The following is a 15,664-nucleotide window of genomic DNA, read 5'->3' on the forward strand; positions in this document are numbered from 1 at the left end:
AAGCCTATAAGTGAAGAACTCTTGCCCAGTACTTTGATTAAAGTGCTGGGCTTTTTTATCGCGATTCTTGTAACGATTAGTATCGCGTTATATCTCTTTAAAAAGCCAATACGCCTTTGGTATCGACTTTTACGTTGACCGGCATACCCACTTCAAGTGCTTCTGACGAGGTTGCTAATAACTTCTGACCATGCGCTTCGATTACATAACGACAGTGATCACCCATAAATTGCTGTTCTAGCACCGAAATAGCACTATCTTGCTCGTAACTTGCTTGGATATGCTGGGGCCTTAGCAGAAGCTCACATGTATTGCCGAACTCAATCTCCGTTTGCGGTTTGGCTTCAACCATACCCAAACTGGTTTCAAATTCATGCTCCGAAATACGCTGTGCATTGAGGTAGCTACCGCCACCCAAAAAGTCTGCAACAAACTTACTTGAAGGATGGAAATACAACTCAGATGCCGAACCATACTGCTCAATCACACCATGGTTCATTACTGCCATTTTATCTGCAAATGCGAACGCTTCTTCACGGCTGTGAGTTACGAAGATAGCTGTAACACCCTGCTTCTTAAAAATCTTGCGAATCTGAGAAATCAGCTCATGACGAACCTGAGTATCGATGTTTGAGAATGGTTCATCTAACAGTAGCAAGTCTGGCTTGTACGCCAAAGAACGAGCAATAGCGACACGCTGTTGTTGACCACCTGAAAGTTGGTGTGGGTAGCGGTCACCGTACTCATCTAAGTGAACCAACTCCAGCATCTCTTGAACTTTGTCTTTCTTTTGCTGCTCAGAAAGGTCTGTCAAGCCAAAGCCGACATTCTGGTTTACCGTCAGATGCGGAAACAGGGCGTAATCTTGGAAAATCATACCAATGTTACGCTGCTCTGGTGGCAACCAATTCTCGCCATCATCAATGGTTTGACAGTTCAAACTCATCACACCGCTACTTAATGGAAGTAAGCCTGCAATCGCCTTCAGTAAGGTCGTTTTACCGCAGCCACTCGCACCAAGAAGACAAACAATTTCACCATGCTCAACTTCTAACGAGAGCGCTTCCAAAATGGTTTGCGACTCATACTTACAAGTCAGATCTTTAATTGATAATGCACAACTCATTAGTTTTTCTGCTCCAAGGAACGGTTTACGATGATCAGAGGAATTAAACCCACCAACACCAATAATACAGCAGGCATCGCCGCCAATTCTAGGTGCTCATCTGAGGCATAGTTATAAACATAAGTCGCCAATGTCTCGAAGTTGAAAGGACGCAGCAGCAAGGCCGCATTCAACTCTTTCATTGATTCGATAAACACCAGTAAGCCAGCGATCAATGCGCCACGTTTAATCAAAGGTAAATGAACACGGCGTAACATCTGATTGGTATTGCAACCCATGGTTTTTGAGGCCATATCCAATGAAGGGGATACTTTACTCAAGCTGCTTTCAATACTGCCAATTGCCACTGCAGAGAAACGTACGACCATGGCAAAAATTAGCGCGAACATGGAGCCAGAGAAGATCAAACCAGGTCGCCCCCACTCCATCACTTTCGCAATGTCATTGACCAAGTGATCCATGAACAAAACAGGTACCATCACCCCAATCGCTAACACGGTGCCTGGAACGGCATAGCCCATCGAAGCGAGACGCATATAAGCCTGATTTTTCTTACTCGGACTAACGCGTTGATTAAAGTTAACAATCATCGCGATAATCACGCCAATAATCGCAGCAGCTACCGAAACGTAAAGGCTGTTGATGGCATATTCTCTGAATTCAGGGGTCCAGCTTTGAGCAAAATATTTGTAGGCGTAAATAATGAGCTGGCCAAGAGGGAATAAGAACGCAACGCAAACTAATACCCAGCACCAGAATAGTGCCAGCCATTTTTTCCAACCAGAAAGGTCGTAACGAAAATCTTCGCGGCTGCTGAACTGATTCTGGAATAGCTTCTGCTTACGGCGACTGTATCGCTCTGAGCTCAACAGTAGGATCACGATAACCAGCATGATTGCCGATATTTTCGCAGCTGCCGTTAAGCTTGAGTAGCCTAGCCAAGTATCATAAACCGCAGTCGTTAAAGTATTTACCGCAAAGTAACTCACGGTACCAAAGTCACCGATGGTCTCCATAGCAACAAGCGATAAACCGACCGCCATTGATGGACGAACAAGTGGTAAGGAGATACGACGGAAGCTTTCCCAAGGCGAGCATTTTAGCAAACGAGCAGATTGTAATAAGGAGACGTTTTGCTCCATAAATGCCGCGCGGCACAGCAAATAAACATAAGGATAGAGAACGAGAGACAGAACAATAATAGCGCCGGATAAGGTTCTAATATCTGGGAACCAATACTCACCGGGTCCCCACCCAGTAAGATCTCGCAGTAGAACCTGAACAGGGCCGGCAAAGTCGAACCAATCGGTAAAGATATAGCCAACAATATAGCCTGGCATTGCTAATGGCAGGACGAGTGCCCACTGCAAAACACGCTCTCCCGGAACACGGCACATTGCCATAACCCAAGCCGACGGAATACCAAAAACTAAAGACAGGAACATGGTTCCTATGACTAAAACCACCGTATTGTAGGCATAGGTAGGCATCACTGTGGACATCAGATGAGAAAATAGCTCATCTGTTTCTCCAACAGCCGTCGTAAAAATCGCTAAGATCGGTAAAACCAGTAATACAGCAATAATGCCGCTACTGGTGTTCCATAAATAATTCTTTTCTTTCATCGCCTAACTACAACGAGGCTTAATGAAACACAAATGCATTTGCAAATACATCTCATATCCTTTTAATGGTGGGGTTATTTATACCCATATACTCTAATGACTTCAAGGTGAGATGCTAATAACTCAAGGGATCAACGGGGTGCTTTGTATCAAAAAGTGATTTTCCAATAACAAACAACCCCAAGTAGCCAAAATGGCGACTTGAGGTTGTCATTTTACTTAGGCCGAAGCCTACCGTAATAAATTATAGATCGAACTTAACTTCGTCTAATAGCTTGATTGCAGCCGCGTGGTGGTTTGCAATTTCGTCTAGAGAAATAGTATCCGCTTTGAACTCGCCCCATGAAGCAACAAGCTCAGAAGGTTTAACGTCTGCTTTCACTGGGTATTCGTAGTTCACTTCTGCGTACATGCTTTGTGCTGTGTCACCAGATAGGAATTCCATCAGCTTAACGGCATTCTCTTCATTTGGAGAGTATTTAGCCATTGCCATACCAGAGATGTTTACGTGAGTACCTGTAGTCTCTTGGTTAGGGAAGTTAATGTAAACAGAGTCAGCCCAAGCTTTTTGCTCTTTATCATTAACCATCTTACCTAGGTAGTAGCTGTTACCAAGAGCAACATCACATAGACCTTCTTTAATCGCTTTAACTTGCGCGCGGTCGTTACCTTGAGGCTTACGTGCTAGGTTTGCTTTTACGCCTTCTAGCCATTCTTTCGTTTCAGCTTCACCTTTGTGAGCAATCATCGAAGATACTAGAGAAACATTGTATGGGTGCTTACCACTACGAGTACAGATTTTGCCTTTAAATTCAGGCTTAGTTAGATCTTCGTAAGTGAACTCTTCACCTAGACGACCAACACGGTCACGTGAAGAATAAACGCTACGTGTACGAGTTGTTAGAGCGAACCACTCGTTATCTGTATCTTGGTATTGAGCTGGGATGTTCTTTTCAAGTACATCGCTCTCTACAGATTGAACTAGACCTTGTTTAGTTAATTCAGATAGACGGCTGATATCTACAGTTAAGACAACGTCAGCTGGGCTGTATTCACCCTCTTGAGCTAACTTCTCTGCTAAACCTTTTTTAGCAAACTTAACGTTTACTTTAATACCAGTCTCTTTTGTGAACTCTTTGAACATTGGCTCAACAAGGAAAGGTTGACGGTAAGAGTATACGTTTACTTCTTCCGCAGCCATTGCTGTCGGGGCAATTACACCACACGCTAGAGCTGAAAGTGTTAGCAGTTTCTTCATTGTAAAATCCTTTATATCGAAATGATAATGTCTATCAGTTGCGTTATTATATTCATCATTAACATAATTACAATGACGACCAACAAAAAATCCGTCTACTCAGACCATTCAAACTCTCACTTTTGTAACAAACCATTTCAACTTTGTGTCTTGTCGTTCCCCTTAAACAATGAGCCTAACTTCAACGTTCGTGTTTATATATTGTGCAACCGTAAATACAACAAAGCCCCGCAACAAGAGTTGCGGGGCTTTCTTTGTCCAACCTAACCCATTCAGATTAGGCGACGACTGTTGATTATTTTACTGATACAAACTCAGGGTAAGCGCCGACACCACAATCGTGCATGTCCATACCTTCAAGTTCTTCATCTTCCGTTACTCGGATACCGATTGTTGCTTTAAGCACCGCCCATACTGCTAGGCTAGCACCGAATACCCATGCAAAGATGACTGCTGCACCCATTAGCTGAGCACCAAACGTTGCATCAGCGTTGCTTAGTGGCACAGCCATTAGACCGAAGAAACCACATACACCGTGTACAGAGATAGCACCTACTGGATCATCAATCTTAGCTTTGTCTAGAGCGATGATGCTGAATACAACCAATGCACCAGATACCGAACCAATCGCTACAGCAAATAGAGGTGATGGTGATAGAGGGTCTGCAGTGATTGCTACTAGGCCAGCTAACGCGCCGTTAAGAATCATTGTTAGGTCTGCTTTACCCCAAGTTGTTTTACATACTAGTAGTGCTGCAATTGCGCCTGCTGCTGCTGCTGCGTTGGTGTTAAGGAAGATTTGACCTACTGCTGTTGCGTTCTCAAAATCCGAAACCATCAGTTGAGAACCGCCGTTGAAACCGAACCAACCGAACCAAAGGATAAATGTACCTAGCGTTGCAAGTGGCATGTTTGAACCAGGAATCGGGTAGATTTCACCGTTCTTACCGTATTTACCTTTACGAGCACCGAGTAGTAGAACACCAGCTAACGCTGCTGCTGCACCAGCCATGTGTACGATACCTGAACCTGCGAAGTCACTGAAACCCGCTTCTGATAGGAAACCACCGCCCCAAGTCCAATAACCTTCAACAGGGTAAATGAACGCTGTTAGTACTACAGAGAAGATTAGGAATGACCAAAGCTTCATACGCTCAGCAACCGCACCAGATACTACAGACATTGCTGTTGCAACGAATACTACCTGGAAGAAGAAGTCTGATTCTAGAGAGTGATCTGCGCCTTCACCTTGTGTACCAATTAGAGTACCAAATGATGGCAACCAACCGCCTTCACCGTTGTCGACATACATGATGTTGTAACCAACCACTAAGAAAGCTGTACAAGCAATTGCGTACAAACAGATGTTCTTAGTTAAAATTTCTGTGGTGTTCTTTGAACGAACTAGGCCAGCTTCTAACATCGCGAAGCCTGCTGCCATCCACATTACCAACGCACCTGAAATGAGGAAGAAAAAAGTGTCTAGTGCGTAACGTAGTTCCGTTACTGTTGTTGTAAGTTCCATATTAAAGTCTCCAGTCCTTGTAATTCTTTAAAGTGCTTCAGCATCCATTTCACCAGTACGAATTCGTACGGCTTGGCTTAGGTCATACACAAAAATTTTGCCGTCGCCGATTTTTCCGGTGTGTGCCGCTTGGCTAATCGCTTCAACAACTCGGTCAACATTCTCAGCTTGGGTAGCAATCTCTAGCTTCACCTTTGGTAGGAAATCCACTTGGTACTCTGCACCACGATACAATTCAGTGTGTCCCTTCTGACGACCAAAGCCTTTCACTTCAGAAACAGTCATACCTTCAATACCCACATCAGAGAGCGCTTCGCGTACATCGTCTAATTTGAATGGCTTAACAATGGCATTTATTAATTTCATATTCGTTCCTTAAATTCTTACTTAATCCGTTAATTCTCTTATTACAATCCAAGTAGCGTGCCAAAAAGTTAAGTGCTTGATTTTAAATAAGATGAAGATAATAAGGTCGTAATAACGAAAAAGGCCGCACCAACATGGTGCAGCCTTTTCACTATCTTAATGCGCGATGCTCTTATTGCTCCAGTTTTGGGCAACGGAGCCTTCAAAGCTCTGAATGACTAACAAATAGGTCTTAGGACTAGTAACCTAAAAAATCCATCCAGCGTTCGATGAGCAGTTCGAAATCGTCGATTCCACAGCTTGCTTGGCTTTCACAGTTATAGAAGTCGAACTCACTGCCCTCTTCCATCTCTTGCTCATGCGCTAACACGTTTTCTTGAATCGTTACTTCGTCTTCATTAATCGCAAGGCTAATCTCTTTGCCAAGCAACGTCACTTCATTGCTCAAGTCCTGTCGAGATTGCTCAATCAACGCCATCACATGATCTAATTTTTGCTTATCTTTACCGATCTCTTCTTGAAGCCAACGGCCAACAATCTCATGGCCCATGCTGCATTTCACATAGTATTCACCCATTAGAGTGTTTCTAGTAAATTCAAACTCCATAACTCAACCTATACTGCATTAATACTCAAGCGATACTATTTCTGAGTATACCATTGTCTTGTCAGAAACGAGCGTATTGACGAATTTATCGTTACGATCCAACCTACACAGTCAATGAAGAGGAGGGCTCTATGCAGTTGAACGAAATGATTGCCAAACAAATTGTCGAACGAACCATGAAGATCATCCCACACTCGATTAATGTGATGGATAATAAAGGTCGCATTATTGGATCCAGTGATCCTACTCGCTTATACCAAAAACATGAAGGAGCGGTACTTGCCATCACCGAATCACGAGTCGTTAATATTGACGAAGCCACTGCCGAACACCTAAAAGGGGTTAAGCCTGGAGTTAATTTACCGATTCTATTTCAGGATAATGTCATTGGGGCGATTGGGGTTTCTGGGACACTGCAGCAAGTTCATCATTTTGGTGAGCTGGTGAAGATGACCGCTGAGCTTATTGTTGAACAAGCTGTACTTATGTCTCAAGTAGAATGGAATAAGAGGCATCGTGAAGAATTGGTATTGCAATTAATCCGAGGTAGCACGCTTAATGACATGCAACTGCAATCCATCGCACAGCGTCTGGATCTCGACCTTGCACAACCGCGGATTGCCGCCATCGTCAAGGTGTTACCGATAGGAGACACTGCGCCTTCATTGGAAAACTTACAGCAATTAGTACATTTACTTGAATATCCCGAGCGCGATAATTTAGTCGGTATCTTGTCTGTTTCACAAAACGAAGTGGTGGTACTCAAGCCTATAACCCTGATAGGGAACAGCTGGTCCAAGGATGCAGAAGCCAAGCGCGTGAAATTGCTACTCAAAAGAATAAAGAAAGAAGCTAAGTTTCAAATCAAGATTGCGCTTGGGGATTACTTTACCGGACTTTCTGGTTTAGCACGCTCATATGATACCGCTGAGCTCACTATGCGCAGTGTCGGTAACCGCCCCGGAGACATGTTTTTCTATCAAGACTATCGACTGCCGGCCATTATGAGTAGCCTGTTACAAGATCCATGGATTCGTGAGCAACTGGAGCAGTCTTACCTACATCTTCAACAACAGGACAGTAAAGGGATACTGATCAAAACTTTGAAGACATATTTAAAGCAGAACTGTGATTCAGCTCTCACCTGTAACGAACTACATATCCATCGCAATACGCTACGCTATCGAACAGACAAGATAAACCAAATAACATCATTAAATATCAACAATATAGACGATCTATTTCAACTCTACATTGCAATAAATCTATTCCACTGGTCGAGCTAAAAAATGTGCAACCGCACAATTTAAAAGGACCGATTTGAGCACTTATTTGTAGAGAATGACAAAGACTTACCAACCCTATATCTTTATATTTGCCGAAAATGACACATCGTTATCTGGGAAATAGAACATGATTGAAGTTTCAACTCTTGGCGCACTTTCAGCATTGATTGTTGCTATCGCGCTCATTCTTAAAAAAGTGCCACCCACCTACGGCATGATCATCGGTGCTTTGGTTGGCGGCGTGGTTGGCGGCGTTTCTCTCACCGAAACCGTTGAGTTAATGATAGGTGGTGCCCAAGGGATCGTCACTTCAGTGATGCGAATTCTCGCCGCTGGTGTGTTGGCCGGCGTACTAATTGAATCAGGGGCGGCTACCTCGATTGCAGAATCCATCATCAAAAAAGCAGGCGAAACTCGCGCCTTACTTGCTCTTGCCATTGCGACCATGATTTTAACCGCTGTTGGCGTTTTCGTTGATGTGGCCGTTATCACGGTTTCTCCTATTGCACTGGCTATTGCTCGCCGCGCAGACCTTTCTAAAACCGCGATCCTTTTGGCGATGGTGGGCGGCGGTAAAGCAGGTAATGTCATGTCGCCTAACCCAAATGCCATTGCGGCGGCTGATGCGTTCAATGTTCCGTTAACCTCTGTGATGGCTGCAGGCGTGATTCCGGGTCTATTTGGGCTGCTTTTCGCCTACTTCTTGGCAAAGCGCCTCGTCAATAAAGGTTCAAAAGTAGCGGAAAGTGAAGTGGTCAAAGCGGATCAAAGTTCACTGCCAAGCTTTTCTTCTTCAATCGTTGCACCGTTAGTGGCTATTGCCCTACTCGCGCTGCGACCACTCGCTGATATCAATGTTGATCCTCTAATTGCATTACCCTTGGGTGGATTGCTGGGTGCACTGGCTATGGGTCGCTTCAAACAAGCCAATAGCTTTGCGGTTTCAGGCTTGTCACGTATGGCACCGGTTGCTGTAATGCTACTGGGCACAGGAACCATTGCAGGCATCATTGCTAACTCAGGACTAAAAGCTGATCTGATTGAAGTGCTGACGATGTCTGGGCTGCCTTCTTACTTACTTGCTCCGTTTTCTGGCGCACTGATGGCACTATCAACCGCATCGACAACTGCCGGAACAGTAGTGGCATCGAATGTATTTGCCAGCACCATTCTTGAGCTAGGTGTTCCAGCTCTCGCAGGCGCAGCAATGATCCACTCTGGTGCGACAGTACTTGACCATATGCCACATGGTAGCTTCTTCCATGCCACGGGTGGTGCGGTACATATGAGTATTCATGAACGTCTAAAACTCATCCCTTATGAGTCAGCGGTCGGTCTTGTTATCGCCTTCGTCTCAGTAATGATCTTCGGTGTATTTGGTCTGTTTGTTTAAGTTTAAAGGTATCAAAATGAAAATTGTAATTGCTCCTGACTCATATAAAGAAAGCCTATCAGCAATGGGCGTTGCTCAAGCGATTGAAGATGGCTTTAAACAGCTAATACCAAACGCCGAATACGTAAAATTACCAATGGCTGATGGTGGTGAAGGCACAGTACAATCTCTGGTGGATGCGACCAATGGCTCTATCATCCAACATCCAGTGATTGGTCCATTAGGTGAAATTGTCGAAGGCTTCTACGGTATGTTCGGTGACGGTAAAACTGCCATTATTGAAATGGCGGCCGCTTCCGGCCTAGATTTAGTCTCTCCAGAACAACGTAATCCACTAAAAACCACTACCTATGGTACGGGTGAGTTGATCAAAGCCGTATTAGATAAAGGTGTTGAGCATATTATTATTGGCATTGGTGGTAGTGCGACCAATGATGGTGGCTTAGGAATGGCTCAAGCGCTAGGCATTCGTATGCTAGATGCAGAGGGTCACGAGCTGGTGTTTGGTGGTGGTGAACTGTCAAAACTGACAACCATTGATCTCACCAACCTCGACCCACGCCTACAAAACGTACGCTTAGAGGTCGCTTGTGATGTCGATAATCCATTATGCGGACCAAAAGGGGCATCACAGGTATTCGGTCCGCAAAAAGGCGCAACACCAGAAATGGTTGAGCTGTTAGATGCTAACCTTGCTCATTATGCCAGTATCATGAAAAACCAGTTAGGCGTCGATGTCATTGATCTCCCTGGTGCTGGCGCGGCAGGCGGTCTAGGCGCGGCACTTGTTGGCCTGTTAAATGCGGAGCTTCGCCCTGGTATTAACATCGTAATGGACGCCGTCAATTTAGATGAAATAGTCTCAGATGCTGATCTTGTGATTACAGGAGAGGGGCGCATTGATAGCCAAACCATTCATGGCAAAACACCGATTGGTGTCGCTCGCACAGCCAAAAAACATAAACTGCCTGTCATCGGTATTGCCGGCTGTCTAGCCAGTGATTGTGGTGTGGTTCATGAGCATGGTATCGACGCGGTATTTGCGGTAGTGAACCGTTCAGTAGACTTGCCGACAGCTTTGGCTGAAGCGGCTGAAAATATTGAACTTACTGCTCGCAATGTTGCAGCAATGTATACGATTAAGCACTAATCGAGCTCTCTGTAAGCTAAAAGCAATTTTCGCTGTATGCTAAAAGCAATTAAGGCCGCTATTCACAGCGGCCTTAATTATATTTACAACAAAATCAGACGTTACGCAGGCTCTTGGAAGATAACCGTGTCTGCTTTTTCCGTGTACTGACCCATTTTATGGAAGTTCAGGTAACGGTATGTATCAGCAGCGGTTGCATTAATCTTCTCAGCGTACTCTAAGTACTCTTCTTTCGTTGGGATGCGACCTAGAATCGCGCCAACAGCAGAAAGCTCAGCAGAAGCCAGATAAACGTTCGCGCCATTACCTAAGCGGTTCGGGAAGTTACGCGTTGACGTCGACATAACCGTCGAAGCATCAGCAACACGAGCTTGGTTACCCATACATAGTGAACAGCCAGGAGTTTCGATACGTACCCCAGCACGACCGAAGATGCCGTAGTAGCCTTCTTCTGTCAGTTGGTCTTTATCCATCTTCGTTGGCGGAGCCACCCATAGGCGAGTATTTAGCGAGCCGTTAAACTCTTCTAGCATCTTACCAGCGGCACGGAAGTGGCCGATGTTGGTCATACAAGAACCGATGAACACTTCTTGAATCTCTGCGCCTTGAACGTCAGATAGAAGACGAGCATCATCTGGATCGTTTGGTGCACATAGGATTGGTTGATCGATATCAGCAAGGTCAATCTCGATAACGTGCGCGTATTCCGCATCTGAATCAGCAGACAGCAACTCAGGGTTAGCTAGCCACTCTTCCATTGCTGTAATACGACGCTCAATCGTACGAACATCACCGTAACCTTCAGCGATCATCCACTTCAGCATCACGATGTTCGAGTTCAAGTACTCAGAGATAGACTCTTCAGAAAGCTTAACGGTACAACCTGCAGCAGAACGCTCAGCAGATGCATCAGAAAGCTCAAATGCTTGCTCAACAGATAAGTGCTCAACACCTTCAATTTCTAGTACACGACCAGAGAATTCGTTGATCTTACCTGCTTTCTCTACCGTTAGTAGTCCTTGCTTGATGCCGTAAAGAGGAATGGCATGTACTAGGTCACGTAGCGTGATACCCGGTTGCATTTCACCTTTAAAGCGAACCAAGATAGATTCAGGCATATCAAGAGGCATAACGCCTGTTGCTGCAGCAAATGCTACCAAGCCAGAACCCGCAGGGAATGAAATACCTAGAGGGAAACGAGTATGCGAGTCACCACCTGTACCTACAGTATCAGGAAGAAGCATACGGTTTAGCCATGAGTGGATAACGCCATCACCCGGACGAAGTGAAACACCCGCACGATTCATGATGAAATCAGGTAGCGTATGGTGAGTGTTTACATCGACTGGTTTAGGGTATGCCGATGTGTGACAGAAAGACTGCATTACAAGGTCTGCAGAGAAACCAAGACACGCCAGATCTTTAAGCTCATCACGAGTCATAGGACCGGTCGTATCTTGAGAACCGACTGTCGTCATTTTAGGTTCACAGTACTGACCAGCACGAACACCTTCAACGCCACATGCTTTACCAACCATCTTCTGAGCTAGCGTGTAGCCTTTATCAGATGCAGATGGATCGATTGGTTTAGCAAACAGATCCGTTTCAGCTAGACCTAGAGCGTCACGAGCACGACCCGTTAGACCACGACCGATGATCAGTGGAATACGGCCACCAGCACGCACTTCATCAAGAAGTACTTTGCTTAGCTCAAAGTTTGAGATCACAGAACCGTTCTTGTGAACAACACCTTCGTACGGGTAGATATCAATGATATCGCCCATGTTCATGTCTTGTACGTTCAGTTCAATGGGTAGTGCGCCTGAATCTTCCATTGTGTTGTAGAAGATTGGTGCAATTTTACCACCAAGACAAACACCGCCAGTACGCTTGTTTGGTACGAATGGGATATCTTCACCCATGAACCAAAGTACTGAGTTTGTTGCCGATTTACGTGAAGAACCTGTACCAACAACATCACCAACGTAAGCCAGTGGAATGCCATCTTTTTGCATTTCTTCAATTTGTTTGATTGGACCAACGCTACCCTGTTCATCAGGAGTAATGCCATCACGTTCCATCTTCAGCATCGCTTTCGCGTGTACTGGGATGTCAGGACGTGACCATGCATCAGGCGCTGGAGATAGGTCATCGGTGTTCGTTTCACCAGTGACTTTAAATACTTTTACTGTGATTTTTTCTGCTACTTTATCTTTCGCTGTAAACCATTCAGCATCAGCCCAAGATTGAAGTACTTGTTGTGCAGCAGCATTGCCAGCTTTCGCTTTCTCTTCTACGTCATAGAACGCATCGAACATCAGTAGAGTATGAGATAGCGCTTTAACAGCGATTGGAGCAAGCTCAGCATCGTCTAGTAGAGATACTAGAGATTCGATGTTGTAACCGCCTTGCATGGTACCAAGCAGTTCTGCAGCTTTTGCTTTGCTTACTAGTGGCGAAGCTACTTCACCTTTAGTGATAGCCGTAAGGAAGCCAGCTTTTACGTAAGCAGCTTCATCTACACCCGGTGGAATGCGATTTTCTAGTAGGTCAAGAATGATTTCTTCTTCACCTTGAGGTGGATTCTTCAGAAGTTCAACTAGGCCAGCTACCTGCTCAGCATCTAGTGGTTTTGGAACAACTCCTTCGGCAGCACGTTCTTCGACGTGTTTACGGTAGGCTTCAAGCACGACTTTTTTCCTCTCATTGCGGTTCACTTCTTCCCTTCATAATTGTTAGTAAAATAAAGAAGTGAACATCCTTGGAAACTTGGCTCTCCATTGCCATTTTTGTCATTCAATTTGTATTGATGAGCGGCGTCATAGAGGCCAAACTGTGGGCGGTAGAATAGCAAATTTAACGTTAAATTAAAATCTTATCATTTTGACCAACATAGCAAGTTAAGACGAAAGTCCCACTATTTTTGCCTAATTACGCACTTAAATGGCGACTCTGCGCATGATTATTTGTAGGACGTACCTACAATCAGATACACCGAATCGAAGTTATCTTCGGTTCGGCCATAAGCTAAAATAATCGGCCCGATTGGTGAATCAACACCCGCGAAAACAGAACCCGCGGTGTACATTGGCGCTTCATCAAGCCTTAAATCATTGTTCGACCAGACACCACCATGTTCAATGGATGCGCCCACGTAGAATGGTGATTCAAAGAGTCCGAAGTCATTTTCAAACCACTTATAACGATAGATAAGGCTGGTGTAGGCCAAATTCTGACCTATCATACTATTCCTTGGAATACCTGACAGGTTTAAGAAGCCACCAAGCTCTTTGGGGTCGATTGGAAAAACAGAGTTTTTACTTTCTACAATTCCGTAATCAAGCTTTGCGACTAAAGTATGCTTCTCAATACTCTTTGCTGCCATGAAATTAGCCGAAAACTCGTAAACAGTATCGCTTTCAGCCGCTAGCTCCGGGCTATCTCCAGACATGTTGTCCTCAAAATCATCATGAGAAACAAGGTACTCAAGATCAACAAAGTAACCTTCCGTTGGCAAACTAAAATTATCTAAAGTATCGAGTCGATAACTAATAAACGCACCTATACGTGCATACGCTCCGTTACCAAAAGATGGTATCGAAGAAACCTCAAAATCCCCATCAGTATAACGAGCACCAAATTTCAGTTCTTGCCACAAGGTAGGCTGATAGCCTAAAGCCAATTCACTAACATATTGACTATAAGTCAGTGGAACATAGTCTATAGTCGCATCTAATGTCGGCTCTCCAACCTCCCCCTCAACCACTGGCAAGTTTCTGTTTTCCTTACTGTAAACAATCGATGCAGAAGTGAACAGTTTTTGACTCGAAAAGAAGGGCGAGTAAAGTTCCGCTTCAATTCGTTTGTCAGTACCCATCTCGACGTTAGTTCTTAGCTCTGCACCATGCTTATTAATATCGGTAAAGTTGGCTGAAACACCGATCGAGTACTGACTGGTAGTAGAGAAGTCATCTTCAAGAAAGAATCGAAAATTGAGGTAGTTTGGCCCCCAAGATTTTTCGTTCACATCGACTAGCAGTTGCTCCTCGCCATTCACTGTGTCAAATTCATAAGTCACCAACTCGAATCTATCTAGCGCATAGAGGTCTTGTACTTTAGATTCAATTTCACTGGTCTTCAGAACCTTACCTGAATCAAGGTTTAAACGGTTTTCGATCAGCTTATCGGAATAGTGGGTATTGTTATTGATAACAACTCGGTCAACGACGGTCTTATCGCCGTGTTTTAGCTGTCTGCGCGCTTTTTGTTTGTCCTCGATATAATGCTGATAATCGGCATTTGAGAGCGATAGCTTAGAAAGTTCATCAGTATGCTGCTTAGCGGCTTCATAGCCCGCGAGGAAAGCCGATGGCATTTTATCAAAGTCAGTCGTCTCCATTTGCCCAACATCAGGACGTAGGAAAACATCATCATCCGTCAGTGTTTCAGCTTGCTCTTGAGTGCTGCGTTGGACCAGATAATTAGAGAGTTGATCAGCTGCCGCTAGAAAATTCGTGAAATCTTCTTTGCCTTTGTAATTGGTACTGATATCCACCGCAATGACAATGTCCGCGCCCATCGCTCTGGCAACGTCGACTGGCATATTATTGGTGACACCACCATCAACCAGCATTCGGCCATCTAATTCATAAGGGGGAAGCGCGCCGGGAACTGACATACTGGCCATCATCGCATCAACAAGGTGACCATGGTCGATGACCACTTCTTCAAGCTCAATAATGTCGGTTGCGACTGAACGGTAGGGAATAGCAAGATGGTCAAAAGAGTCGAGTGGAGATAGGTTACCTGTGGTCTCACGCAGAATACGCAACATATTCTGACCTTGAACCACACCTTTCCTAGCTTTGATTTCGCCCCAACCTAAACCGAGATCGGTGTTAAGTTGGTAACGGTCTTCATATTCTTTGTCACGCACTCGGCGATCACTACGGTTAACGCGATCACGATAGCCGCGATTCCAATCAACCGTATAAATAAAACTTTCAATCTCATCAGCACTCATCCCTGTCGCATAAAGCCCACCAACGTAAGAGCCCATGCTGGTACCGGTAATGTAATCGACCGGAATTTGCATCTCTTCTAGCGCTTTAAGTACACCAATGTGAGCCGCTCCTTTGGCTCCTCCACCAGCAAGCACAACAGCAACGGTTGGTCTTTTATGAGCTTGTCCAGCTTGCTGAGATTGTTCCACCGGTGTCACAGTAGATGCAAACAGCTGAAAACTGATCACAGTACCGACAATGCCTAAGCTGCTCACTATCCAACGAGAAATCATTATTTAAACTATCCTTGTCATTCTTTTCTTTT

11 protein-coding genes are annotated in these 15,664 nt (G+C 44.8%); 3 read left to right on the plus strand and 8 right to left on the minus strand.

The annotated features are described in order from the left end of the window. Positions 1 to 97 precede the first annotated feature (97 nt). The 6 genes from BCU07_RS10450 to BCU07_RS10475 form a co-directional block, all read right to left on the minus strand. A complete protein-coding gene (locus BCU07_RS10450) occupies positions 98 to 1,126 on the minus strand; it encodes an ABC transporter ATP-binding protein (RefSeq protein ID WP_102331933.1) in 1,029 nt (342 codons plus the stop codon). After that, the gene (locus BCU07_RS10455) at positions 1,126 to 2,751 is read right to left on the minus strand and encodes an ABC transporter permease (protein WP_102428498.1); all 1,626 of its coding nucleotides are present in this window, start codon (positions 2,749 to 2,751) and stop codon (positions 1,126 to 1,128) included. The genes BCU07_RS10450 and BCU07_RS10455 overlap by 1 nt, the downstream gene beginning before the upstream one ends. A 244-nt stretch (positions 2,752 to 2,995) precedes the next feature. Continuing rightward, entirely contained in the window at positions 2,996 to 4,009 is a 1,014-nt protein-coding gene (locus tag BCU07_RS10460; RefSeq protein ID WP_017059419.1) for a Fe(3+) ABC transporter substrate-binding protein, read from the minus strand. A 295-nt stretch (positions 4,010 to 4,304) separates the two neighbouring features. Continuing rightward, positions 4,305 to 5,534: an ammonium transporter gene (locus BCU07_RS10465; RefSeq protein ID WP_017059420.1), complete on the minus strand. Its 1,230-nt coding sequence runs from the start codon at positions 5,532 to 5,534 to the stop codon at positions 4,305 to 4,307. A 27-nt stretch (positions 5,535 to 5,561) separates the two neighbouring features. Beyond that, positions 5,562 to 5,900 (minus strand): P-II family nitrogen regulator, encoded by a 339-nt coding sequence (gene glnK, locus BCU07_RS10470; protein ID WP_004738200.1) that lies wholly within the window; start codon positions 5,898 to 5,900, stop codon positions 5,562 to 5,564. Between the two features lie 238 nt (positions 5,901 to 6,138). Continuing rightward, positions 6,139 to 6,507 (minus strand): YacL family protein, encoded by a 369-nt coding sequence (locus BCU07_RS10475; protein WP_019824378.1) that lies wholly within the window; start codon positions 6,505 to 6,507, stop codon positions 6,139 to 6,141. A 131-nt stretch (positions 6,508 to 6,638) separates the two neighbouring features. Between BCU07_RS10475 and BCU07_RS10480 the strand changes: the two genes are divergently transcribed. The 3 genes from BCU07_RS10480 to BCU07_RS10490 all read left to right on the plus strand — a co-directional run bounded on the left by BCU07_RS10480 (position 6,639) and on the right by BCU07_RS10490 (position 10,336). Beyond that, positions 6,639 to 7,793 (plus strand): sugar diacid recognition domain-containing protein, encoded by a 1,155-nt coding sequence (locus tag BCU07_RS10480; RefSeq protein WP_017066809.1) that lies wholly within the window; start codon positions 6,639 to 6,641, stop codon positions 7,791 to 7,793. A gap of 127 nt (positions 7,794 to 7,920) precedes the next feature. Further along, entirely contained in the window at positions 7,921 to 9,186 is a 1,266-nt protein-coding gene (locus BCU07_RS10485) for a GntP family permease (RefSeq protein ID WP_102428499.1), read from the plus strand. 16 nt (positions 9,187 to 9,202) lie between these two features. Next, positions 9,203 to 10,336 (plus strand): glycerate kinase, encoded by a 1,134-nt coding sequence (locus BCU07_RS10490; protein WP_017059424.1) that lies wholly within the window; start codon positions 9,203 to 9,205, stop codon positions 10,334 to 10,336. Positions 10,337 to 10,437: 101 nt separating this feature from the next. Here the strand turns inward: BCU07_RS10490 and acnB are convergent, their stop codons facing one another. Further along, positions 10,438 to 13,026, minus strand: a complete 2,589-nt coding sequence (acnB, locus tag BCU07_RS10495; RefSeq protein WP_102428500.1) for a bifunctional aconitate hydratase 2/2-methylisocitrate dehydratase — start codon at positions 13,024 to 13,026, stop codon at positions 10,438 to 10,440. 272 nt (positions 13,027 to 13,298) lie between these two features. Next, a complete protein-coding gene (locus BCU07_RS10500) occupies positions 13,299 to 15,632 on the minus strand; it encodes a patatin-like phospholipase family protein (RefSeq protein WP_102428501.1) in 2,334 nt (777 codons plus the stop codon). Positions 15,633 to 15,664 lie beyond the last annotated feature (32 nt).

It is taken from the genome of Vibrio sp. 10N.261.54.E10 (genome assembly GCF_002877735.2).
In the GTDB taxonomy this organism is placed as follows: domain Bacteria; phylum Pseudomonadota; class Gammaproteobacteria; order Enterobacterales; family Vibrionaceae; genus Vibrio; species Vibrio crassostreae_C.

Excerpts from the sequence above, each read along its gene's own strand:
- BCU07_RS10455 (WP_102428498.1), bottom strand. The coding sequence starts at position 2,751 with ATGAAAGAAAAGAATTATTTATGGAACACCAGTAGCGGCATTATTGCT.
- BCU07_RS10500 (WP_102428501.1), bottom strand. The coding sequence starts at position 15,632 with ATGATTTCTCGTTGGATAGTGAGCAGCTTAGGCATTGTCGGTACTGTG.
- BCU07_RS10485 (WP_102428499.1), top strand. The coding sequence starts at position 7,921 with ATGATTGAAGTTTCAACTCTTGGCGCACTTTCAGCATTGATTGTTGCT.
- BCU07_RS10460 (WP_017059419.1), bottom strand. The coding sequence starts at position 4,009 with ATGAAGAAACTGCTAACACTTTCAGCTCTAGCGTGTGGTGTAATTGCC.
- BCU07_RS10490 (WP_017059424.1), top strand. The coding sequence starts at position 9,203 with ATGAAAATTGTAATTGCTCCTGACTCATATAAAGAAAGCCTATCAGCA.
- glnK (WP_004738200.1), bottom strand. The coding sequence starts at position 5,900 with ATGAAATTAATAAATGCCATTGTTAAGCCATTCAAATTAGACGATGTA.
- BCU07_RS10475 (WP_019824378.1), bottom strand. The coding sequence starts at position 6,507 with ATGGAGTTTGAATTTACTAGAAACACTCTAATGGGTGAATACTATGTG.
- BCU07_RS10465 (WP_017059420.1), bottom strand. The coding sequence starts at position 5,534 with ATGGAACTTACAACAACAGTAACGGAACTACGTTACGCACTAGACACT.
- BCU07_RS10480 (WP_017066809.1), top strand. The coding sequence starts at position 6,639 with ATGCAGTTGAACGAAATGATTGCCAAACAAATTGTCGAACGAACCATG.
- BCU07_RS10450 (WP_102331933.1), bottom strand. The coding sequence starts at position 1,126 with ATGAGTTGTGCATTATCAATTAAAGATCTGACTTGTAAGTATGAGTCG.